We start from the raw sequence: 23,735 nt of genomic DNA, 5'->3' as shown, positions 1-23,735 counted from the left end.
AATTACCCTTCTAACTCAATCTTGGTCAGTACATCACGAAGTACTGGGCCATATTCATACTTGGCCGGACAGACGTATGTACACAGTCCCAGATCCTCTTCATCCAACTCTAGGCAACCCAGTTCCTGTGATGAATCGGTATCCCCAGCAAGCAGATCACGCAGTAAATGAGTGATCATAATGTCAAGAGGCATCACTCGCTCATAGTTACCAATTGGAACCATTGAACGCTCACCACCATTCATGGTAGTTGTGAAGTTAAAACGTTTATTTTTCAGGAAATGGCCAATCGTGGTACGTGTAATGGTGAATTTATTTACACCGGGCATAATCCAACCAAATAGTTCTTTCTCACGCCCTTCGCGTAATACTGAAACTTGATTATGGAAACGACCGAGGTAATGATGAACATCATCACAGGTCACCCCCCATAATATTGAGCCAGAAATAATTCGGTTTTCACCTTCTTTAAGCTGACCTTTTGTCAACTCATACAAATCTGCACCAAGACATGTTTTCAATAGGCGAGGCTTCTCAACTTGAGGACCTGCCAGTGAAATAACACGCTCAGTATATAGATAGCCTGTCGTAAATAGCTTACCAATCGCAATCACATCTTGATAATTGAGATGCCATACTTTTTTCTTAATGCTTACTGGCTCAAGAAAATGAATATGCGTTCCAACTAAGCCTGCTGGGTGTGGGCCGGCAAACTCACTGTAAGTAATTTGTGCATTGATTTCAGATTTAACCAAAGCCCCTGCGCCATGGCAGACATGGACTTTTCCATCAGTTAAGCGACTTAGAACAGTTAACCCATCATTAAAGGCTTGCTGTTGTAACTGAATAACCACCAAAGGATCAGCTGCGAGCGGATTGGTATCCATTGCTGTCACAAAAATTGCAACTGGCGTAGAGCCAAGCTCTGGTGAACGGCTAAATGGGCGGGTTCTTAACGACGTCCACAAACCTGACTTAACTAAATTCTGCTCGACTTGCTCACGAGATAGACTTGCAAGCTCATCACTCTGATAACTCGCGAAAGTTTCCTGATCATCACCATCGATTTCGATAACAACAGATTGTAGGACGCGACGCTCACCACGATGAATAGCAACAATTTTACCGCAGGCTGGGCTGGTGAATAATACACCGGGGTTCTTTTTATCTTCAAAAAGTACCTGCCCTTTTTTTACGTGCTCACCTTCTTTAACCAGCATCGAAGGACGCATTCCGACATATTCTTCACCTAGCAATGCTACGTGTTGAATTTTCGGGCCGTCTTCTATTACTTGGGCTGGCTCACCTGCAATAGGAAGGTTGAGGCCTTTTTTAATTTTAATCATAAGATCTGCACAAGTTTCTCAGTTAACCCTAAGCTAATAATCCAGCATGGACCATAGCGACTCAGTAAATAAAAACAGCTCAAGTTACATTCATAACTCAAGCAAATAATTCTCTCAATATTGTGACGCTATTCTCTTATTCTGCCGTTCGTAATTTTACCAGTTCCCCCGACCTATGTCCGGTTATTCAAGTGACTTAGCTCAAGCAAATAACAATAAATTTTCAATTTTGTTGACAATAAATCGGAATAATCGAGCTATTAACTCATATTTATCGAAAGCTGACTATTTTTCATGCAATACCAGTACATCACTAAACTATTCACTCGCTATATCAAATAACTACCCGCTCATCTAAAATACCGTTAGAATGTCTTTTTTTTAGGCAAAACTCTTAATTTCATTTGGTTTAAGTATGAACAAAAACATCCTTATCTGTGTTGGATTTTCGTTATTATTCTTACAATCAGCTGCCGCTGAAACGAATAACCCTTCATTTTTGCTTAATATGAAGACGAATAGTTCCTCAAACTCAGCAATTTATATTCAGATTTTTAAGCAAGAAGGTGTTTTAGAACTCTATCAAAAATTGCCAAATGGAAAGTTTAACCTGTCCAAAACTTATCCTATTTGTAAATTTTCAGGTGGCCTTGGCCCTAAAAAAGTTGAGGGAGATCTAAAAAGCCCAGAAGGATTTTATCAAATAACCGCTAACCAACTGAATCCAAACAGTCGGTATTACCGATCTATTAATTTAGGATTTCCTAATGAGTATGATCGTGCTCAAGGTTATCAAGGCAATTACTTGATGATCCATGGTGACTGCGTTTCTGTCGGCTGTTATGCAATGACAGATAAATATATGAGTGAGATCTACCAAGCAGTGGAAGTCGCCTTTAGAAATGGGCAAAGTACTATAGATGTCAGTATTTACCCATTTAAAATGACAAAAGAAAATATGTTATTGCATAGAAACTCAAGCCATTATGCCTTCTGGCAGCAATTAAAACCTGCATATGATTACTTTCAAGATACAGGCAAGCCTGCACAAATCTCTGTTACATCAGGGAAATATGCGGTCAATAGCTTGCCAGAAACTTCGGATAAGTTGTTGCGACTCAGATCACAATATGCGTTGGCCGAGATGAAATAGCACAAAACTGCCTGGTGCTATCTTTTGCCAGCTCTCATTGCCAGTGAGTGGCTGTGTGGCAATAACAGAAACAATATCGGTTGGTGTCGTACAGCTTTGAAAATCAATTTCAACATCTTGATCGAGCAATTTTGCTTTACCAAAAGGCGCTTTACGGGTGATCCAATATAGATTGGTTGAGCAAAAAGCCATGACGTAGCGCCCATCAGATAACAACATATTAAACACGCCTTTAGCCCGTAATTGCTCAGCAAGTTGGCCAATAAAACGGAATACAGCCGGCCAATTCGCAGGCTTCTTTGGATATTTAGCAGCAAGCTGACTTAAGATCCAACAAAAAGCTTTTTCACTATCAGTTTCACCAATTGGTCGATAATAGCCAGTCTCCAACGAGCGATAACCTTTCAGTTGCCCATTATGTGCATACGTCCAATTACGCCCCCAAAGTTCGCGAGTAAATGGATGAGTATTGGCTAAGGTCACATCCCCTCGGTTAGCTTGCCGTATATGAGCAATAACCGTTTCCGATTTGATTGGATACTCCTGCACAAAACGCGCAACAGGAGATAAAAAGCTGGGCTGAGGATCTTTAAAAGTGCGACAACCTAACCCCTCATAAAACGTGATCCCCCAACCATCTTTATGAGGGCCAGTTTGACCGCCACGTGAGATCAAACCACTGAGGCTAAAATTTATATCCGTCGGCACGTTAGCACTCATGCCAAGTAACTCGCACATCTCAAGACCCTCTATCATTCAGAGAATTACTTAACCATCTCTTTTTCAATTAGCTGGATCAGGATATGGATCACTTTAATGTGAATTTCCTGAATACGATCAGCGTAACCAAAATGTGGCACACGAATTTCAATATCTGCCGTGCCCGCCATTTTACCGCCATCTTTGCCGGTCAATGTGATCACTTTCATGCCTTTTTCACGAGCAGCGCTGATAGCTTTAATAATATTGCCTGAATTACCTGAAGTCGAAATGCCAAGCAATACATCGCCTTCTTTCCCAACAGCTTCAATAAAACGAGAGAAGACAAATTCATAACCAAAATCGTTGCTCACACAAGAAAGGTGGCTGACATCTGAAATCGCGATAGCAGGGTAACCTGGACGGTTTTCACGGTAACGCCCTGTGAGTTCTTCAGCAAAGTGCATAGCATCACAATGGGAACCACCATTACCACATGACAGTACTTTTCCTCCAGCCTTAAAAGAGTCAGCCAGTAACACTGCCGCTTGCTCAATTGCCTTAATATTTGCTTCGTCGTTTAGGAATTGCGCCAACGTATCGGCTGCTTCTGAAAGTTCACCACGGATCAGGTCTTGATACATGAGATAACCCCTTAGATTGAATAATTTAGAGTAATAACCATTACCCTTTAACTATTCAGATTGTTACACAGGGTTAATTTTCTTTCTACACCTGATTCAGTGCAAATTTAGGCATTTAAGGCTAATCAGTGCTTTTTCGATACTTAAGTTATTACAGATCCCCCATAAATCCATTTTTGAAATTATCACAAGGAGGTATTTGACGATTTTGTGAGCCAAGTTGTAATTAAGATGTAAATTTGTTGCTAATTGTTTATTAATGGATATAGATTAAAGGAAACAACAGGTCAGACCTCTTACAAGTAGACAGGAGTTTCCCTATGACCCTACTCAGCGTTATTCTCTTTCTCGCATTAATCGGTGTTCTTTGTTATCACAAAACATCATTGGTTCTAAGTACCGTTCTGTTACTTGCCTATACCGCAGTAATGGGGCTATTAAGTGTTTGGAGCTACTGGATGTTACTGCCTGTCGCACTGGTGCTATTCCCCTTTGTTTTTACACCAGTTCGTCAATCATTATTCTCTGCTCGCGCACTAAAAATGTTCCAAAAAGTTATGCCACCTATGTCTAGCACAGAAAAAGAAGCTATCGACGCAGGAACAACATGGTGGGAAGGTGATCTTTTCCGTGGGGCACCTGATTGGAACAAACTACATAATTATCCAAAACCGCAATTGACCGCTGAAGAGCAAGCTTTTATTGATGGTCCTGTTGAAACTGTTTGCAGAATGGTTAATGACTTTGAAGTTAGCCATGAGCTGGCGGATCTTACCCCTGAAGTGTGGCAGTACTTACGTGATCATCGCTTCTTTGCCATGATCATTAAAAAAGAGTACGGCGGCCTTGAATTTTCTGCTTATGCGCAATCACAAGTGCTACAAAAACTGGCTGGCGTATCAGGTATTCTAGCGATTACTGTTGGGGTGCCTAATTCTCTAGGTCCCGGTGAATTATTGCAACATTACGGTACTGATGAGCAGAAAAAACGTTATTTACCTGGTTTAGCGACCGGTGAAGAAATCCCTTGTTTCGCACTCACAAGTCCAGAGGCGGGCTCTGATGCAGGTGCTATCCCTGATACAGGCGTCGTTTGTATGGGTGAATGGCAAGGTGAGCAAGTTTTAGGTATGCGTTTAAACTGGAACAAACGCTATATCACCCTAGCACCTATTGCTACGGTTCTTGGGCTGGCATTTAAATTATCTGACCCTGATCGTTTATTGGGTGGTGAAAAGCACCTAGGTATTACCTGTGCATTAATCCCGACTAACACCCCAGGGGTGGAAATTGGTCACCGCCACTTCCCACTTAATATTCCATTTATGAACGGGCCAACTCGTGGACAAGATATTTTCGTACCTATCGATTATATCATTGGCGGTCCAAAAATGGCTGGTCAAGGCTGGCGCATGCTTGTTGAGTGTTTATCTGTTGGCCGTGGTATTACCTTGCCATCAAACTCAACCGGTAGTTTGAAAAGTATTGCTATGGCAACAGGTGCCTATGCGTATATCCGTCGCCAATTTAAATTATCAATTGGTAAGATGGAAGGTATTGAAGAACCATTAGCTCGTATCGCAGGTAATGCTTACTTAATGGATGCAGCGGCAACCTTAATTACCTCTGGTATTATGTTAGGTGAAAAGCCTGCTGTTCTATCCGCAATTGTAAAATATCACTGTACCCATCGAGGTCAACGCTCTGTGATTGATGCCATGGATATCACTGGCGGTAAAGGTATCTGCCTTGGCCCATCCAACTTTGTTGGCCGCTCTTATCAAGGCGCACCTATTGCAATCACCGTTGAAGGGGCAAATATTTTAACCCGTAGTATGATCATCTTTGGTCAAGGGGCTATTCGTTGCCATCCATATGTACTTGAAGAAATGGCAGCAGCGCAAGAGAACAACCTGCATAAATTTGATAAAGCGGTATTTGGTCATATTGGCCACGTATTTAGCAATAAATGTCGTAGCTTCTGGTTAGGCCTAACGAATGGCCGTGGTAGTCATGCACCAACCAAAGATGAAACACGCCGTTATTATCAAATGTTGAATCGTCAAAGTGCTAACCTAGCCTTACTAGCTGACGTTTCCATGGCTGTGTTAGGTGGTAGTTTAAAACGTCGTGAGCGCATCTCTGCACGCTTAGGCGATATTCTTAGTCATCTTTATTTAGCTACCGCGACACTAAAACGCTATGAAGATGAAGGACGTCAGAAAGCCGACTTACCGTTAGTTAAATGGGCTGTCGAAGATTGTTTATACCAATCTGAAAAAGCCATTGATGATTTACTGAAAAACTTCCCAAATAGGTTTGTTGCTGGTGTTATGCGTTTTACGCTCTTCCCTACTGGTCGTGCAATGTCCGCGCCATCAGATCACCTTGATCATAAACTCGCACAGTTAATGATGGAGCCATCTGAAACTCGCGATAGGATCGGTCGTGGTCAGTATCTAACACCAACTGAACATAACCCACATGGTTTGGTTAATCAGGCCCTGTATGACATCATCGCCGCAGAACCAATTTTTGAAAGGATTTGTCGCTTGAAAGAACGTAAATTTAGCTTCACTCGCTTAGATGAATTGGCAGAGAAAATGTTACCTGAAAATATCATCACACAAGAAGAAGCGGATATTCTACGCAAAGCTGAGGCTAGCCGTCTTCGCACCATCAATGTTGATGAGTTTGATTTCGAAGCATTGGGAACAGCTAGTACAAAAAAGCCTCAAACTGAAAGCGAACACGAAAAGCAATCTAAAAAGAAACAAGCTGCTTAATTAATTCGAATTGGCAAACAGGCACAAATGAAAATAGGCGGGAAACATAGATAAACGATGTAACCTGCCTAACTAAATGTAGCCCCTCTCAGATTTGAAGCATAGCAAGTATATTTAATGATATAAAAACTAGCCTTTTATATTGGGCTAGTTTTTATTTTTTTAATTAAACTTCACTAACATTATCATTATTCGACTTAAACATCTCTAATAAAGAGTAATTACATCTTTAGTAACATTATTACTATATAAATAAATTTAACTTAAACAATTCTTATATTAATATCTCCCGCTATTTTCACTGTAGCGAGTGAAATCAATAACTCTCAAGTTTATTAATGGAGATATTATATGTCTTATTCAAGTAAAGAAGTACCACAAGGGGTCAAGCGTTGGAACTGGGGCGCGTTTATGTTTAATATCATCTGGGGATTTGGAAATAAATCTTATTTACCGTTATTGATGCTAATACCAGTATTTAATCTAATATGGATGTTCGTTTGTGGATTCAAAGGTAATGAATGGGCTTGGAAGAATGGTGACTATGATTCAGAAGAAACCTTCATGAAAGTACAAGAAACATGGAATAGAGCTGGATTAATCTATTTTATTATTAGCGTTGTATTTTCTGTCGTATTTTTCTTATTCTTTTTCTCGACAATGATGGCAATGTTAGCGGGTATTGCATCACAAGGTCAATATTAACAGTAAGTTGTAACTGCTATAATTTGTAATTAATATTAAATTATCATAGTGATTTTAAAATATCATAAACAAGCTTAAAATCACTATGACGACCACAGTTCTAATGTTTTATTTTAATTGATGTAAATAATTCATTCTATTAACAACACTCAACCAATCTTTTTGATACAGTAAACATTGAAAGCAATCCTCCTTTGCCCCCATATCAATATAGAACTTAGCTTTACTCACCCTATTATCAATATGACCTTTGTTATACAAATAGATATCCACTAGAGATACAATAGCATCCCCCCTATATCTTCCATTCAAATCAATAATTTTCTGATAATAGCGAATGCTATTTTCTAAATTAACATCCATACCGATACCAACTTTATTTAGAATAGCTAAATGATATAACGCAGGTTCAAAATCAGGTTGTAATTCAATGCTGTTATTTAAATAATTAATAGCTAATAAACAATTTTCATTGGGAACACGTTTTTTTACAGAACAATTCGAGTCATCAAAATAGATAAGATATAAGAGATAATGACTATACACATCACCTTTCCTAGCTTTATTTTTCAATTGATTAAAATTTTGAATTGTTCTAGGTTCTTTAACCGATATATTGAGATCACTTTGATATATGATTTCCTTTTTAGGTAATTTATAGTCAAGCATTCTATAAGAAGGGCGCTCCTTATAGGTTTCTTGGCAGCCCATACAACCACTTATAAAAAAAACAAAAATAATGTAAAAATATCTAAGCAAACTAGAACCCATTAAATATTGTGAGGTGAAAAATATTAAAAAAGAATGAAGCAGCGGTAATCATATTTTAAATATTTAATTCACCCTCATCTGTGTTTTCCTTCTAATGCAGTAAGGTGTGTAATTATTAGATGATATCTACTCGTTATACTGTAAGTTGCAGAGGTGTTAACTGCATCTAGCTAACCAAGTCACATAGTTTACCTATGCTCCGCTGCTACTTTAGCTTGTCGCTTATCTGCTCCTAAAATTATTTAGAGTATATTTATTTCCATTTCAAATCCTTTTATTAATATTTAATCTATTATTAATCTAGTTTTTTAAAGCTACCGTAATGCCTAGTACAAAATTGACTTCCATTTTTCATGCCAATTTCAGCATAATGTTGAGCTTGTTTTAAATCGACACCTTCGCCATCATCATTACTGATATGAAGATAAATCAAATACTCACATGCTAATTCACTACCTTTTTCCCCCTTATTCATTACCCTATCTAAATAATAAACTGCTTTTTGACGATTTCTTTTGAACCCAATACCTTCAGCATACATTTTACCGAGTTCAAACAGTGCTAAATCATACTCAGGATTTTGCTCAAGTGATTTCTTAAGGTATTCAACAGCAAGTAGACAATTCTGGTTCGGTTTAGTATCTAATATAATAATACTACTACAATTAGAATCATTATAATGTAGCATAGACATTAAGAAACTACTTTCCGCATCGCCATTTTCAGATTTAAATTTTACATTTAAAAAATCATTTAAATTTCTAGGCTCTGGATTTTTATCTTTTATAGAATTATCAAATTTAATATAATTAGATGGATAATTATAATTTAACATTCTATATGAAGGGATGATTTCCTCTCGCTCTTTATTAAGAATACAACATCCTGATAGAAATAACACAAACAAAACAATTGTGAATATTTTCAATCAATACCTCATCAATTAAGAAATAAATTATAAACAATTAAAAAACGTGATAAAACTTAATTATAAAATAAATTAAATCAGTAATAACAGTATATATAAACTAAAAATTAGACTTAAATCATTACCAGAAAGCTAACACAAAAAAATTATCTCATTAAACTATAAGATAAAAAATAACTAATTAAGGTTATTTTTTATTTATCTGATAAAAAACAGATAACATAAAATTATTTATACTTAAAATAAACTAAGGTGTGGCTAGACGATAAATGAAGATGGAGCGGGTAGAGTATACATAAACTATCAACACACTGAAATTTGGAGAATTTCGGGTATATATTGAAAACAAAAGATACTACCAATATGACAATATCTCCCCTTGTCATGCTTCAAGATGCAGGAGGTTGACTACGCCTACCTGCATCTCAAATTATTTACAGTATATATTTATAGACAAGAATTAAAGTTCTAGCGCCAATAACTCTTCGATGGTTTGGCGACGACGGATCAGTTTTGGCTCACCATTAATCAGTAGTACTTCAGGTAATAATGGACGGCTGTTGTAGTTTGATGACATGGAAGCACCGTATGCACCTGTATCATGGAACACTAAATAATCGCCAATCTGCACCTCTGGTAATAAGCGAGTTTCCACCATACCGCCTTCTTGCTGCGTAAACACATCACCTGATTCACATAATGGCCCAGCAATGATACTTTCTGTTTGTGCGCTATTTTCGAGTGATCGTCCATCGGCAGGGAGTACAGAAATATGATGATAGCTGCCATACATTGCTGGACGCATTAAATCATTAAAACCACTATCCACTAGCACATAATGACGGCTACCCATATGTTTAACTGCTCTAACTTCGGCGATTAACACACCAGACTCCGCAACTAAATAACGTCCCGGTTCTATTTCCAGTTCAACATTATGCCCCAAATGTTGCTCGATACGCTGACGAGCACTATTCCATAGGCTGTAATAATGTTGAATATCAATAATTTCATCTTGCTCACGGTACGGTGTTGATAGCCCACCACCAGCCGAAATCGCCTGTATATCAACACCTGACGAAATGACTTGCTCGACCATTGCATCACAGACATTGGCTAGATGTTGGTAATCTACCCCAGAGCCAATGTGCATATGCAATCCGACTAACGATAAGTCATATCGACGAATTTGTTCGAGTGCCTCTGGTAAGTCTTGATACCAGATACCATGCTTGCTGTTTTCACCACCTGTATTGGTTTTTTGTGAGTGACCGTGACCAAAGCCTGGGTTAATACGTAACCAAATTGGATGTCCTTGTTTTTGTTCACCAATTTGACTCAACATATCGATTGAGCCTGCATTTACAGGAATATCTAGCTCTGTAACACGTGCTAGTGTCGCTCTATCAAGTACATCAGCCGTAAATACTATTTCTGATTTTTCACGACCCGCCTGAAAACCAGCGACTAAAGCACGCTCAATTTCGCCTAGTGAAACAGAATCGACTTTGACACCATGTTCACGCATCAAACGTAAAATATGGATATTAGAGCAGGCTTTTTGTGCAAAACGCACCGTGTCGAATACTTTGAGCTGTTGTATACGCTCAATAATAACGGCGCTGTCATACACCCATAATGGCGTCCCAAACTGCTCAGGCAGAGCACGTAGATTTTCAGGTGTTAAATATTGGCTTGTGGTGGTTGCAAATGATGTCATTGTATACCCGAAATCCTTCAAGTTTCAGTATTGTTGATAGTTTATCTATGCTCCCCGTCTATCTTCGTTTGTCGCCTAACGGCAACTCGCATCACTTGGAGTATAGATCCTCTAACCATTTTTATTATACCTTCTATTATTCAGAGAATAGTCGGGAAAAAAAATATCCATTTTGTTAGAATCTATTCACTTTTGATATAGGATTGGCGATGAACACATTTTCTTGGCGGCATATTGAAATTTTTCGGGCAGTAATGACCACGCCAAATTTAACTGAAGCGGCACTCTTACTGAACACCTCTCAGCCAACAATCAGCCGTGAGCTGGCTCGGCTTGAACACCTATTACAGTTTAAATTGTTTGATCGTATTAAAGGTCGTTTAAAACCAACCACTCAGGGGCTACGTTTTTTTGAAGAAGTGGAGCGTTCATATTATGGATTAGAACGTATAAAAAACTCGGCGCAGACGATCCGCCGCTTTGATAACGCTCAACTCTCTGTCATTTGTTTACCGGCTTTCGCACAATCATTATTGCCGCATGTTTGCCAAAAATTTATGGCTGACTACCCTGAAGTGAGTTTAACGGTTATCCCGCAGGAATCTCCCATTTTAGAAGAGTGGTTATCGGCTCAGCGCTATGATTTTGGATTAACCGAGCATTTGCAAACCCCACCCGGTACTGAGCAACTGACATTAGGCTCACTGAATGAAGTTTGTGTCTTACCAAGCGGCCATCCTCTTGAAAATAAGGCAATACTGACACCAGCTGATTTTCAGCAGCAAAGTTTTATCAGCCTCTCACTAACTGATAGCTATCGACAAGTCATTGATGCCATTTTTTCTCAACAGCAAATAGACAGAAAAATGGTGATGGAAACCCATTCGGCATCATCGATTTGTGCGATGGCACTAAAAGGCATTGGTATTTCAATCGTCAATCCAATTACTGCGTTAGATTTTCATCAGCAATCATCTGGTAAGCTTATTATTCGACCGCTTAGCTTTGCGATCCCATTTACCGTAAGCCTAATAAAACCCATTCATCGCCCATCCTCAGAGTTATCAGATGTTTTCACTCGCTATTTACAAGATATATTTGCACAAACAGAGCGGGATTTAAGTGTGGCGCTGTTGGAGCATTGATAACCAATATTCCGAGGTTGCAAACCAATTACCAAGAAAATCTAATACCGCCCTTAATGTTGTAGGCATATTTTGCCGACTGGTATAAACCGCATAAATCCCAAGTGGCTGCGGTGTATAATCTGGTAGTAATTGGATAAGCTCTCCCGATTCAAGGTATTTTTTTACCGATAAATAGGGCTGCATTGCAATACCGGCTCCATTTAATGCGGCTTGAGATAAAAAGACAGACTCATCAGCGCTTAATCGCCCCCCCACTAACACAGAAAAAGGCTCACCGTTCTTTTCAAATCGCCATAAACTGCGGCCGAAGAAGTTATAAGTTAAACATTCCATAGGGGCTAAATCTTCAGGTTTAACCGGTATTTTTTTATCTTTTAAAAAAGAAGGTGCGGCACAAATCACCGAATGGCAAGTTGATAATGGTTTTGCAATTAAACTCGGCTCTAATTGGTTAGTAATACGGATTGCAAGATCTATCCGTTCTTCAACTAAGTTTACCGCTTTGTTGGTAATGCTCAGATCAATCGCCATATTAGGATACTGGTTAAGAAACTCTGTCATTGCGACGGAAAGGACTTGACTAGCAATTGACTGTGCGCAACTAATGCGCACCAAACCTGTTAGTTCATTAGCATCATGTTTTTGTTGTACAGGCAATGTTAGAGACAATGCATTCAATTTAAGTGCTTGCTGATAAACGCTTTCTCCAGCCGAAGTTAAACTCAATCGTCTGGTTGTGCGGTTCAGTAAGCGTACCCCCACCCATTGTTCCATTTCAAAAAGATAACGCGTTACCATCGCACGCGACATATCCAATTTATCCGCCGCAGCACTCATACTGCCCTGCTCTACAATACTAATAAAAACTTGAACTGCCGTTAGCCTATCCATCTATTTGACCGATTTATGCAACAAACATTTGCTCATTATGGCGTTTTTCTCATCATTATTGCAATTTAATATACACCTATTCCAGACAGATGAGACAAACTAACCAACAATTGGAAATAAATGATGAAACTACACACAGCAGTTGCCGCCTCAATTCTATTGATGAGTACCTCATTAGCTCAGGCCGCCGATCTAAAGCTCGATGTTTATAACCCAAGAAATAACAGTGTATTCCCTGTTTCTTCTGAAATTATTAGCGGTGATAAGGAAGTTGTTTTAATCGATGCTCAATTTCAAAAAAATGATGCTCAAGCTCTGGTTAATAAAATCAAAGCATTAAATAAAACATTAACAACTATTTATATCAGTCATTCAGATCCTGATTATTACTTTGGATTAGATACCATCACCAAAGCATTTCCAGATGCAAAAGTGGTCGCAACAAAAGAAACTGTCGAAGCCATTAAAGCATCGAAAGATGGTAAGTTGGCGTATTGGGGTGAAGTACTTAAAGAGCAAGCTCCGACAGCACTAGTCGTTCCGGATGTGATACAAGGTAATAGTTTTACTGTTGATGGTGAAACCTTGCTTATTAAAGGGAGTGATGGCCCAGCCCCTGATCGCACCTATGTGTGGGTTCCGTCACTTAAAGCTGTCGTTGGCGGTGTTGTCGTTTCAGATAATATCCACATTTGGATTGCTGATACCCAAACCAAACTATCTCGTCAACATTGGCAACAAACATTAGAAGGCATTCAAGCGCTAAAACCTGAAATCGTTGTTCCCGGTCATTTCACGGGGAATTCAAAAATGGATTTAGGTACAGTTACTTTTACTCAGCAATATTTGAATACATTTGAATCGATGGCAGAACAGAGTAAAGATGCCAAAATGCTAACCAGTAAAATGGAAAAGGCTTACCCTAACCTTGATGACAAATCGAGCCTAGAATTGAGTGCCAAAGTTATCAAAGGCGAAATGCAGTGGCCACAATAAAATAATCATGGTTGGCCGACTTAGCTCGGCCACGACATTAATAGAGGATAAACCGTGAGTAAAATAACCCTACATTATATTTATGATCCGCTTTGTGGCTGGTGCTATGGTGCATCACCACTCATTGAAATTGCGAATGCTCATCCTAATATTGCTTTAGAACTTCATGGCGGAGGAATGCTTGCAGGTGCATCCCGTTTACATATGGATAATCAGTTTCGTGAACATATTAAACAATCGGATAAACGCATTGCCGCTATGACAGGACAAGTGTTTGGCAAGCAATACCTAAACATGTTGGATGAGCCAGATCTGGTACTTGATTCCGCACCACCATTGCAAGCTATCCTTGCAGCAGCTCAGCAACACAAAGCACTAACTATGCTAAAAGCGGTTCAACATGCTCATTATGTTTCAGGTCGACATATTAGCGAACCCAATACTCTATTAGAAATCGCACATGAAATAGATTTGGATATTGAGCAATATCAGCGCGATTACCTACAACAAGGTGGCGATAATCTAGAACAGCATATTCACTATAGTCGCCAATTACTTGCACAGTCAGGCTCTTCAGGCTTCCCAACATTATTAATCCAGCAACAGGGCAAATGGTTGCGCGTGCCATTACAAAACTATTTAAGCGATGTAGAACAATGGCAGCAGTTTTTAGATTCAATAGTTGCAACCAGCCATTAAATTTAACCCATTATTTTTATAATAAATGGATTGAGTGAAGGTGCAAACAACCAATAACTGGCACTGAGTGTAATCGCAGGCCCAAATGGAATCGCATGAAGCACGTTGTTGTGCTTTTTAATGTGATAAGCAATGCAATAATGTATCGTACCAAACACAGCAGCTAAGGCTAAAAAATAGGGTAAATCCATCAGACCTATCCATGCAGCACCAGCAGCTATCAGCTTTAAATCCCCCCGCCCCATTTGTGGGCGTTGGCGGATTTTTTCCATGATCATAGTGATTAGCATTATGGAAAGATAACTAATCACAACCGCATATACAGCAGAAACCACATTGCCTTGTGTTATACAACTTTGATATACCAAACCAGCCCACAATAATGGATAAACAAGTATATCAGGGAGATAACCCGTTTTAAGGTCAATGATAAATAGGCAAACCATGATGTTTAAAAAGAAAGTGAATAAGGCAATAATTATTAACTCATTATTTAATAACGCATTAATAAACATTAAAGGAAGGTATAACAGTACTAACCATATAGTCTTAATGTTAATTCGTTCTTTATGAAAATATTTAACTGGAATATATTGTAACCACCACTGCGTGTTCTTTGCTGATAGAAATATAAGAATGATTATCAGTAACAGTCGGTCATAACAACTATTTTCAAACACCTCAAAAAAACATTTTCCGTTAATATTTTCAAGACAAAAATTACCTCGACACAATGTTAAAGCTGAAAGAATAGAAGAAATAATGCCATCAGTATAATGAAAAGGTAAAAGAGAGAGATTATTAGTAATTTTGTGATAAATCCGCTCGACAGAAAATAGCATTAGAGTCTTCCTTACCCATTCCTTTAGTGCCGCTATACTCTAAATAATTCAAGGTGCAGGTAGGCGACAAGCGAAGGTAGGCGAGAAGCAGAGATAAACTATGTGACTCGACTAACTGAGCGTAATCAACAACCCTGTAACTTGCAGTATGACGTGTATATACTCGTTATATGCTAACAATATACCGTGATTCGTCTTTTCCCCATACACAGTAATTCCGATGTAAATCATCGTTTTATCCTTTATAATCAACGGTTTTTTTAAATCCACTAAATATATACACCCTACCAATGCCACACAAAGTAGACTACAAAAACGGTTCAAATCACTATAAACTTAAGTGTCTCCCTTGCATTTAGGGATTTAAACCCCATATTTTATTTTTGCTATCTGTATTTTTAACCTTGTATTTTTTAAGGAAAAATTATGCGCATCCCACGCATTTATCACCCTGAGCCACTCCAAACCAATACAACAATCGCTCTTGACGATGATGCTGCTAACCATGTCGGCCGCGTTCTTCGCATGACGGCAGGCCAAAAGCTTGAGTTATTTGATGGGACAAATCAGGTTTTTAGCGCTGAAATATCAGAAGCAAGTAAAAAGAAAGTCTCGGTCAATATTGTCAGCAGCCAATTTGATGACAGAGAATCACCATTAGATTTGCACCTTGGGCAGGTCATTTCCCGCGGTGAGAAAATGGAGTTTACCATTCAAAAATCGGTAGAACTTGGTGTTAATACCATTACGCCATTATTGTCAGAACGTTGTGGCGTGCGTTTAGATGGCGAAAGACTCGAAAAAAAATTACTACAGTGGCAGAAGATAGCCATTGCCGCTTGTGAGCAATGTGGTCGTAACCGCATCCCACAAATCCGTCCTATCCAATCTCTTGAAGCATGGTGTGCAGAGGACGACGGTGGGTTTAAAATCAATTTACACCCTAGAGCAACACAAAGTATCAATACATTGCCCGCCGAATTAAATAAAGTTCGTCTATTAATCGGCCCTGAAGGTGGGTTAAGTGATGAAGAAATCGCCATGACAGCCAATTATCAATTTACCGATATTTTGTTAGGGCCAAGAGTATTAAGAACAGAAACGACTGCGCTAACCGCAATCACCGCACTACAAGTGCGCCTAGGTGACCTAGGTTAAGGAGAAAAAATGATCAAGCTCGGTATAGTAATGGATCCTATTTCATCCATTAAAATCAAGAAAGATACTAGTTTTGCTATGATGCTGGAAGCTCAACGTCGTGGTTATGAAATTCACTATATGGAGATGAATGATCTCTATTTATACCAAGGCGAAGCACGCGCAACCACTAAGGTTGTCACCGTCGAAGAAAACCCAAGCAAATGGTATGAATTCAAGTCTGAACAAGATATAGCCCTCGGCTCTCTTGACACGATTTTAATGCGTAAAGATCCCCCTTTTGATACTGAGTTTATTTACGCAACCTATATCCTTGAACGAGCCGAACAAGCCGGCGCTTTGATTGTTAACAAACCACAAAGCCTACGTGACTGTAACGAAAAATTGTTTACGGCATGGTTCCCTGAATTAACACCAGATACCCTCGTCACCCGTAGTGCTAAACAACTACGTGAATTCCACCAAAAACATGGTGATGTTATTTTTAAACCTCTTGACGGTATGGGTGGCGCATCTATTTTCCGCCTGAAACAAGATGATCCTAACGTCGGTGTTATCATTGAAACGCTGACAGAACACGCAACGCGTTACTGCATGGCACAAAACTATCTTCCTGCCATTAAAGAGGGGGATAAACGTGTGTTAGTGGTTGATGGTGAACCTGTCCCATACTGCCTTGCTCGTATTCCTGCACAAGGGGAAACCCGTGGTAACCTTGCTGCTGGTGGACGTGGTGAGGCTCGCCCTCTTAGTGAAAGTGATTGGGCTATTGCCCGTGCTGTTGCACCAACCTTAAAAGCTAAAGGCCTCTATTTTGTTGGACTGGATATTATTGGTGATAGACTGACTGAAATTAACGTGACAAGTCCAACTTGTGCTCGTGAAATCGAAGCTGCTTATGATGTTTCCATTACAGGTATGCTGATGGATGCTATTGAGCGCGATATCAGAAAATAATATTTTCTATCCGTTATACTTCAAGTTATGTGTGTGTTGATGATGCTCAGCGACATGTAACTTGGATTGTTTCAAGTATATTTAAGATGAAAAGGCAAAAACTCGTCTTTTCCTAATCAACCGATCAAAGTAGGCAATAAATAACCCATTTATGAACTTACAAAATCATTTTTTGATAGCCATGCCATCCTTGACTGATCCCTATTTTGAGCAATCAGTGGTCTATGTGTGCGAGCACAATGAAAAAGGGGCGATGGGGATCGTCATTAATAAACCTATTGATGACTTTTCGGTCAGTACTATGTTGGAAAAGTTAGAAATTACGATTTCTACTGACACAAATGCAAGTAACCTAGCAAAACCGGTAATTGCAGGTGGTCCCGTTGCTGAAGAGCATGGTTTTATTTTACATACGCCAATCAAAGGGTTTGCATCTAGTTTGCACCTTAATGATGATATGATGGTCACCACGTCTAAAGATATTTTAGAAACCCTTGGTAGCGAACGCCATCCAATACAATCTTTAGTTGCATTAGGCTATGCAAGCTGGGAACCAGGCCAACTTGAAAATGAAATCATGGAAAATAGCTGGTTAACTGTCGAAGCAACGCCAGAGCTGGTTTTTAACACACCAATCAAAGATCGCTGGCAAGCAGCTGCAAATCTATTGGGGATCAATATTCAAACTATTTCTATGCAGGCAGGGCATGCATAATGTCTAGCAGAACACTTCTCGCCTTTGATTTCGGAACAAAAAGCATTGGCGTTGCCATTGGCCAAGAAATTACTGGCACAGCTCGCGCTTTAACCTCCCTCAAAGCCAATGACGGTCGCCCTGACTGGCAACAAATAGAAAAACTATTGAAGGAATGGCAACCACAATTAGTAATTGTCGGCCTTCCTTTGAATATGGATGGCACCGAACAATTAGTGACCAGCCAAGCGCGTAATTTTGCTAATCGTATTCATGGTCGTTTTGGTGTAAAGGTAGAGCTTCACGATGAACGTCTTTCAACGGTTGCTGCAAAAGCCGATCTATTTGAGCAAGGTGGCTACCGAGCTTTAAGTAAAGGCAAAGTGGACTCCGCTTCTGCGGTTGTGATCTTAGAAAGTTGGTTTGATCAGCACCTATAAATATAAAGGTTATCTTTTGTCGTGTAATTTTTATTAATCTACGCACGCAAAGGTGCCGTTATAAAGCAATATGCTTTACACTAGGGGCATTGTTGATTATCCACCTAATGTAATTGAACAGAATAATGACCATTCAAAGTAATATCTCTGATGTAAAAGCACGCATTGAACAAGCGGCCACAGAATGTCATCGCTCTTCACATGACATCACACTTCTTGCGGTTAGCAAAACCAAGCCTTGTGACGCTATTTTAGAGGCCATTGCAGCTGGGCAGCGTCAATTCGGTGAAAATTATGTTCAAGAAGGTGTTGAAAAAATCCAATTTTTCTCTGATAGGACTGATCTCGTTTGGCACTTTATCGGCCCATTACAATCAAATAAAAGCCGTCTTGTTGCTGAACATTTCGATTGGTTTCATACCCTTGATCGTGAAAAAATCGCTCAGCGCCTTAATGATCAACGCCCTAGCGATAAAGCACCATTAAACGTATTAATTCAAATTAATATTAGTGATGAAAACAGTAAATCAGGGATCCAACTTGAGCAGCTGGACGAACTTGCTAAGTATGTCAGTCTACAGCCTAATTTAGTACTACGTGGCTTAATGACAATCCCTGCACCTGAAACTGATTATCAACGCCAGTGCTCAGTTTTCCGCAAAATGGAAAACGCGTATCAGCAATTACAAGCACACTACCCTAGTGTCGATACCCTTTCTATGGGTATGACTGATGATATGGCAGCGGCCATTCATTGTGGTTCTACCCTAGTACGAATTGGTACCGCTATTTTTGGTGCTCGAGACTATCAACGGTAAAACGGTAATAAGGAGAACAGCATGCAACATCGAAAAATCGCATTTATTGGCGCTGGAAATATGGCGAATGCAATTATTGCTGGATTAGTTAGCCATGGTTACCCTGCCTCTATGATCACGGTTTGCTCACCAACCCCTGTTCGCCGTGATAAAATAGCTCAACAATATGGCATTATCAGTAGTAGTGATAATGTATCCGCTGTACAACAAGCCGATGTGATTGTCTTAGCAGTAAAACCGCAAATGATGGAACAAGTCTGCCAACCACTGCAAAATGCGGCTGACTTCAGTAAAAAACTACTATTAACCATTGCCGCTGGGATCCCTTCACAGCGTTACCATGATTACTTAGCCCAACCGTTGCGGTTGATCCGTATTATGCCGAATACGCCATCGCTAGTGGGTAAGGGAGTCAGCGGGTTATATGCCGAAGCAACAGTAAGTACTGAAGACAAGCAATTCGCAGAACAACTCATGCAGAGTGTTGGGACAACAATCTGGTGCAAAAAAGAACAAGAAATAAATAATATTATTGCTGTTACAGGCAGCTCACCCGCTTATTTCTTTTTGTTTATGGAATCAATGCAACAAGCCGCGGAAAATCTGGGATATACTGCTGAGCAAGCACATGAATTAGTGTTAAACGCTGCCGAAGGTGCCATCGCGCTCGCCAAATCACAAAATGAAACCGCCTTTGCAACCCTGCGTGAGCAAGTCACCTCAAAAGGGGGTACTACTGCCATGGCATTAGCACAATTTTATGAACATCACCTTCCGCAAACGGTCGCAACCGCAATGCAAAGTGCGATCTCACGGGCAGAAGAAATGGAAAAACTTTTTTAATTAATAGCAGGACGAGATATGCAGACCTTACTTTTTGTTGTTACCACCATTATTCAACTTTATATTTTTGTCCTACTGCTACGTGTTTGGATGCAATGGGTACGTGCTGATTTTTATAACCCATTTTCACAATTTGTGGTCAAAGCAACTAAGCCTATCGTGACCCCATTACGTCGCGTCATACCTGCTATTGGCCCAATCGATACTGCATCAGTGGTGGTCGCGTTTGTCTTAGCGCTTGCCAGTATTATTTTTAGCCTTTGGGCAACGAATACTTTACCCATTATGGGGATCACCATCATCCCAATTGGGATTATTTTACTGCTTACTTATATCGGTAAATTAATTTTTTGGATGATATTAATTAGGGCGATAATGAGTTGGGTTAGTCAAGGCCGTAACCCTATCGACTATTTGCTGTATCAATTAACTGAGCCATTAATGGCGCCAATTCGTCGCATTATCCCAGCAATGGGGGGATTGGATTTTTCTGCGATGATTGTCATGTTTATTTTGATTGCACTGAATTATTTACGTTTGGATGTATCACTGATGATAGACCCAACCTTAACAGGCATTCTCTATTCAATTGGTGTGATGTAATAAGAGTTATCAACAATGCAAAAAGTGGTTTTAGCAACCGGTAATCCGGGAAAAGTGAATGAACTAGCCGATCTCCTGCGTGATTTTGGGATGGACATTATTGCCCAAACCTCTCTAGGCGTTGAGTCCGCAGAAGAAACAGGGTTGACATTCATTGAAAATGCGATCTTAAAGGCTCGCCATGCAGCAAAACAGACTGGACTGCCTGCTATTGCAGATGACTCAGGGATCTCTGTCGATGCACTTGGTGGTGCTCCAGGTATCTACTCTGCGCGTTATGCAGGTGAAGATGCCACCGATGAGCAAAATTTGCATAAATTATTAGAGGCCATGAAATCAGTGCCTGATGGACAGCGTCAGGCACAATTTAACTGTGTGCTCGTTTATTTACGTCATGCAGAAGACCCTACTCCTCTGGTATTTCATGGTCGCTGGCACGGTGTGATCACCCATGAACCTTGTGGTCAGGGGGGGTTCGGCTACGATCCTATTTTTTATGTACCTGAGCTTAACTGTACCTCAGCAGAACTGAGTAAATCAGAGAAACAAGCCGTTTCACACCGTGGGAAAGCATTAGCTATGCTGCTGGATGCACTCAAAAATGCTTAAGCTGCCACCATTAAGTTTGTATATTCATATTCCTTGGTGTGTACAAAAGTGCCCATATTGTGATTTCAACTCACATACTCTGAAAGGGGAAATCCCCCAGAGAGAGTATGTTGAGCATCTACTGCAAGATTTAGATCACGATGTTGCATTAATAGGCGATCGCTCGGTTAAAACTATTTTTATCGGTGGCGGGACGCCAAGTCTGTTAAGTGCTGAATCAATGCAAATGTTGATGGATGGCGTCCGCCAACGCGTCAATCTCGATCTTCAAGCTGAAATCACCATGGAAGCCAACCCAGGAACCGTCGAAGCAGAACGTTTTTCAGGTTACCAAGCGGCAGGTATTAATCGTATCTCCATAGGTGTACAAAGCTTTGGCGATGATAAATTAATTGCACTTGGCCGTATTCATGGCCCACAAGAAGCCAAACGGGCGGCTAAGTTAGCCACTGAGCTCCATCTGCGCAGTTTTAACTTAGATTTAATGCATGGATTGCCGTCGCAGACCCGTGATGAAGGCTTGTCAGATCTACGCCAAGCGATAGAGTTATCACCTCCGCACCTGTCTTGGTATCAGTTAACCATTGAACCAAATACACAATTTGGCTCACGTCCACCGACACTGCCTGATGATGACACTTTGTGGGACATTTATTCACAAGGCCACCAGCTACTCACCGCCGCGGGTTATCAACAATATGAGACCTCCGCGTATGCTAAACCCGGTTATCAATGCCAACATAATTTAAATTATTGGCGCTTTGGCGATTATCTAGGGATAGGCTGTGGTGCTCATGGTAAGGTTACATGTACTGATGGACGTATTTTACGTACCATCAAAACCAAGCATCCACGAGGCTATATGGAAGGACGTTACTTACAACAATCCTATAATGTCGCCGCAGAAGACCTGCCATTTGAATATTTTATGAACCGTTTTAGGCTATTAGAAGCCATGCCGCGAAATGAGTTTAGTGATTATACAGGGCTACAGGAATCCACAGTTAGAGCGGCATTGGATGAGGCTTTGCAAAAAGGCTATATCACTGAAACTGAGCATGAATGGCAAATTACAGAACACGGTAAATTGTTTTTAAACTCATTATTAGAGCTTTTTCTTGGTGAAGAGTAATAAGAACCCGCTTTAGTAGCGGGCTCTTAGTATCATTATAACGCTTTATCTACCGCATCAATCTGCTCAGTTAGGCTCACTAAACCACCACCTGACAAATACCATAAGTCAGATTTAAGATAGGTGATCTTGCCATTTTTATAAGCTTTGGTTTCTTGAATATTTTTATCTTCAAAAACCGTTTTATCTAGCTTACCTGCGCCGATAGCTTCGCTGCGATCAACAATTAAAATCACATCAGGGTTAGCCTGCGCAATTGTTTTAGTATCAACGACGCGACGTTTTGATTTATCGGCTTCTGCCACTTCAGGCAATTCAGCACGCTGAGCTTTAACCACATCATACACAACGCTTTGGTTATTTGGGATCAATTTACCGTCATTATGTAGCAATACCAATACTTTGGATTGTGATTTTTGCGCTTTATCTTGCGCTAAGGCGATCGATTTATCTAATTGAGTTAGTTGAGCTTCGACGGCTTTTTGGTCACCATACAGATCACCAATTAAATTGATATTCGCTTTTACTGAGTCAATATAATGTTTGCTATCGATGCCTAAATTTACTGTTGGTGCAATCTTTGATAATGCATCATAAGACTTACCTTGGCGGCCTGTGATCACAATGAGATCAGGTTTTAATTCAGCAATTTTGGCGAGATCAGGTTCTTTCATTCCACCTGCATTGTGCATCGTTGCAGGAATGCTATCTTTAATATATGCAGGCGCATTCCCCATTGGTAATGCAATCACTTTATCGCCAAGCCCTAATTTCTGCATTGAATCATAAATACCAAAATCAAATAAAACCACCTTTTGCGGTTTTTTAGAGACTTCAGTTTCGCCCGATAAGTGCTTAATATTAAGCTTTTCAGTACCTTGAGCAATCACCGCGTTAGGGGTAAATGAGGCTGATTCAGCACTCAATGCATACGGTGCAGAAAAAGAGAGTAGAGAAACAAGGACAGCAGGAATGAATTTTTTCATATTAACAATACCAATAGTCACTAAGCCAAACACGCATTCTAGAATGAGAAGTGAATAAGTCAACTAAATAAGAATCAATTTCATTTCGATTCTTATTATTGATAATGTCATCACATTTTACTGATAACAAAAAGGCAGTAAACATCAATGCCTACTGCCTTTGATAA

Annotated in this window: 24 protein-coding genes; 15 read left to right on the top strand and 9 right to left on the bottom strand. The window is 39.9% G+C overall.

The window, feature by feature from the left end; all coding sequences use genetic code 11:
• Nucleotides 1–2 precede the first annotated feature (2 nt).
• On the bottom strand, nt 3–1,346 hold the full coding sequence (locus tag M1E96_RS04270; RefSeq protein ID WP_140182019.1) for a Na(+)-translocating NADH-quinone reductase subunit A: 1,344 nt from the start codon (nt 1,344–1,346) through the stop codon (nt 3–5).
• Nucleotides 1,347–1,761: 415 nt separating this feature from the next.
• Between M1E96_RS04270 and M1E96_RS04265 the strand changes: the two genes are divergently transcribed.
• Nucleotides 1,762–2,499, top strand: a complete 738-nt coding sequence (locus M1E96_RS04265; RefSeq protein WP_272580310.1) for a murein L,D-transpeptidase family protein — start codon at nt 1,762–1,764, stop codon at nt 2,497–2,499.
• Here the strand turns inward: M1E96_RS04265 and M1E96_RS04260 are convergent.
• A complete protein-coding gene (locus M1E96_RS04260; RefSeq protein ID WP_070926538.1) occupies nt 2,470–3,237 on the bottom strand; it encodes a class II glutamine amidotransferase in 768 nt (255 codons plus the stop codon). The genes M1E96_RS04265 and M1E96_RS04260 overlap by 30 nt on opposite strands.
• A gap of 26 nt (nt 3,238–3,263) precedes the next feature.
• A complete protein-coding gene (lpcA, locus tag M1E96_RS04255) occupies nt 3,264–3,842 on the bottom strand; it encodes a D-sedoheptulose 7-phosphate isomerase (protein WP_070926540.1) in 579 nt (192 codons plus the stop codon).
• A gap of 320 nt (nt 3,843–4,162) precedes the next feature.
• Between lpcA and fadE the strand changes: the two genes are divergently transcribed.
• On the top strand, nt 4,163–6,628 hold the full coding sequence (gene fadE / locus M1E96_RS04250; RefSeq protein WP_369427380.1) for an acyl-CoA dehydrogenase FadE: 2,466 nt from the start codon (nt 4,163–4,165) through the stop codon (nt 6,626–6,628).
• A 351-nt stretch (nt 6,629–6,979) separates the two neighbouring features.
• Nucleotides 6,980–7,333 (top strand): ribonuclease G, encoded by a 354-nt coding sequence (locus tag M1E96_RS04245; protein ID WP_070926544.1) that lies wholly within the window; start codon nt 6,980–6,982, stop codon nt 7,331–7,333.
• 108 nt (nt 7,334–7,441) lie between these two features.
• Here the strand turns inward: M1E96_RS04245 and M1E96_RS04240 are convergent, their stop codons facing one another.
• The 3 genes from M1E96_RS04240 to lysA all read right to left on the bottom strand — a co-directional run bounded on the left by M1E96_RS04240 (nt 7,442) and on the right by lysA (nt 10,752).
• Nucleotides 7,442–8,044 carry a hypothetical protein gene (locus M1E96_RS04240; protein WP_319066739.1) on the bottom strand — a complete coding sequence of 201 codons (603 nt, stop codon included), beginning with the start codon at nt 8,042–8,044 and terminating at the stop codon, nt 7,442–7,444.
• 355 nt (nt 8,045–8,399) lie between these two features.
• Nucleotides 8,400–9,032, bottom strand: a complete 633-nt coding sequence (locus tag M1E96_RS04235; protein ID WP_272580313.1) for a tetratricopeptide repeat protein — start codon at nt 9,030–9,032, stop codon at nt 8,400–8,402.
• Nucleotides 9,033–9,492: 460 nt separating this feature from the next.
• Nucleotides 9,493–10,752 (bottom strand): diaminopimelate decarboxylase, encoded by a 1,260-nt coding sequence (gene lysA / locus M1E96_RS04230; RefSeq protein ID WP_070926551.1) that lies wholly within the window; start codon nt 10,750–10,752, stop codon nt 9,493–9,495.
• A 209-nt stretch (nt 10,753–10,961) separates the two neighbouring features.
• Between lysA and M1E96_RS04225 the strand changes: the two genes are divergently transcribed.
• On the top strand, nt 10,962–11,897 hold the full coding sequence (locus M1E96_RS04225) for a LysR family transcriptional regulator (RefSeq protein WP_272580314.1): 936 nt from the start codon (nt 10,962–10,964) through the stop codon (nt 11,895–11,897).
• On the opposite strand, the gene M1E96_RS04220 is transcribed toward M1E96_RS04225, so the two are convergent.
• Nucleotides 11,871–12,791, bottom strand: coding sequence for a LysR family transcriptional regulator (locus M1E96_RS04220; protein ID WP_272580315.1), 921 nt, complete (start codon nt 12,789–12,791; stop codon nt 11,871–11,873). The two genes, M1E96_RS04225 and M1E96_RS04220, sit on opposite strands and share 27 nt — an antisense overlap.
• Nucleotides 12,792–12,914: 123 nt before the next feature.
• Between M1E96_RS04220 and M1E96_RS04215 the strand changes: the two genes are divergently transcribed.
• A complete protein-coding gene (locus M1E96_RS04215; protein WP_272580368.1) occupies nt 12,915–13,787 on the top strand; it encodes an MBL fold metallo-hydrolase in 873 nt (290 codons plus the stop codon).
• A gap of 54 nt (nt 13,788–13,841) precedes the next feature.
• On the top strand, nt 13,842–14,486 hold the full coding sequence (locus M1E96_RS04210) for a DsbA family protein (RefSeq protein WP_272580316.1): 645 nt from the start codon (nt 13,842–13,844) through the stop codon (nt 14,484–14,486).
• Nucleotides 14,487–14,488: 2 nt separating this feature from the next.
• Here the strand turns inward: M1E96_RS04210 and M1E96_RS04205 are convergent, their stop codons facing one another.
• Nucleotides 14,489–15,328, bottom strand: a complete 840-nt coding sequence (locus tag M1E96_RS04205) for an A24 family peptidase (RefSeq protein WP_369096758.1) — start codon at nt 15,326–15,328, stop codon at nt 14,489–14,491.
• A 426-nt stretch (nt 15,329–15,754) separates the two neighbouring features.
• On the opposite strand from M1E96_RS04205, the gene rsmE reads away from it, so the two are divergent.
• The 9 genes from rsmE to hemW all read left to right on the top strand — a co-directional run bounded on the left by rsmE (nt 15,755) and on the right by hemW (nt 22,582).
• Nucleotides 15,755–16,486 carry a 16S rRNA (uracil(1498)-N(3))-methyltransferase gene (rsmE, locus tag M1E96_RS04200; RefSeq protein WP_070926560.1) on the top strand — a complete coding sequence of 244 codons (732 nt, stop codon included), beginning with the start codon at nt 15,755–15,757 and terminating at the stop codon, nt 16,484–16,486.
• Between the two features lie 9 nt (nt 16,487–16,495).
• A complete protein-coding gene (gshB, locus tag M1E96_RS04195) occupies nt 16,496–17,443 on the top strand; it encodes a glutathione synthase (RefSeq protein ID WP_272580318.1) in 948 nt (315 codons plus the stop codon).
• A 151-nt stretch (nt 17,444–17,594) separates the two neighbouring features.
• The gene (locus M1E96_RS04190) at nt 17,595–18,158 is read left to right on the top strand and encodes a YqgE/AlgH family protein (RefSeq protein WP_070926564.1); all 564 of its coding nucleotides are present in this window, start codon (nt 17,595–17,597) and stop codon (nt 18,156–18,158) included.
• A complete protein-coding gene (ruvX, locus tag M1E96_RS04185; RefSeq protein ID WP_272580319.1) occupies nt 18,158–18,577 on the top strand; it encodes a Holliday junction resolvase RuvX in 420 nt (139 codons plus the stop codon). Before M1E96_RS04190 ends, ruvX begins: the two co-directional genes overlap by 1 nt.
• Before the next feature lie 125 nt (nt 18,578–18,702).
• Nucleotides 18,703–19,395 (top strand): YggS family pyridoxal phosphate-dependent enzyme, encoded by a 693-nt coding sequence (locus M1E96_RS04180; protein WP_140187577.1) that lies wholly within the window; start codon nt 18,703–18,705, stop codon nt 19,393–19,395.
• Between the two features lie 21 nt (nt 19,396–19,416).
• On the top strand, nt 19,417–20,238 hold the full coding sequence (gene proC, locus M1E96_RS04175) for a pyrroline-5-carboxylate reductase (RefSeq protein ID WP_319066751.1): 822 nt from the start codon (nt 19,417–19,419) through the stop codon (nt 20,236–20,238).
• 18 nt (nt 20,239–20,256) lie between these two features.
• Nucleotides 20,257–20,841, top strand: a complete 585-nt coding sequence (locus M1E96_RS04170) for a YggT family protein (protein WP_070926570.1) — start codon at nt 20,257–20,259, stop codon at nt 20,839–20,841.
• A 15-nt stretch (nt 20,842–20,856) separates the two neighbouring features.
• Nucleotides 20,857–21,450, top strand: a complete 594-nt coding sequence (locus M1E96_RS04165) for an XTP/dITP diphosphatase (protein WP_140182039.1) — start codon at nt 20,857–20,859, stop codon at nt 21,448–21,450.
• On the top strand, nt 21,443–22,582 hold the full coding sequence (gene hemW / locus M1E96_RS04160) for a radical SAM family heme chaperone HemW (RefSeq protein ID WP_369427379.1): 1,140 nt from the start codon (nt 21,443–21,445) through the stop codon (nt 22,580–22,582). Before M1E96_RS04165 ends, hemW begins: the two co-directional genes overlap by 8 nt.
• A 35-nt stretch (nt 22,583–22,617) precedes the next feature.
• Here the strand turns inward: hemW and M1E96_RS04155 are convergent, their stop codons facing one another.
• A complete protein-coding gene (locus M1E96_RS04155; RefSeq protein WP_070927039.1) occupies nt 22,618–23,568 on the bottom strand; it encodes a siderophore ABC transporter substrate-binding protein in 951 nt (316 codons plus the stop codon).
• Between the last annotated feature and the right edge of the window lie 167 nt (nt 23,569–23,735).

The sequence above is a fragment of the Providencia sp. PROV236 genome (assembly GCF_033676985.1).
GTDB classification, from domain to species: domain Bacteria; phylum Pseudomonadota; class Gammaproteobacteria; order Enterobacterales; family Enterobacteriaceae; genus Providencia; species Providencia manganoxydans.
The sequence above is the reverse complement of the archived record's forward strand: the minus strand, read 5'-3'. Positions and strand labels throughout refer to the sequence as shown.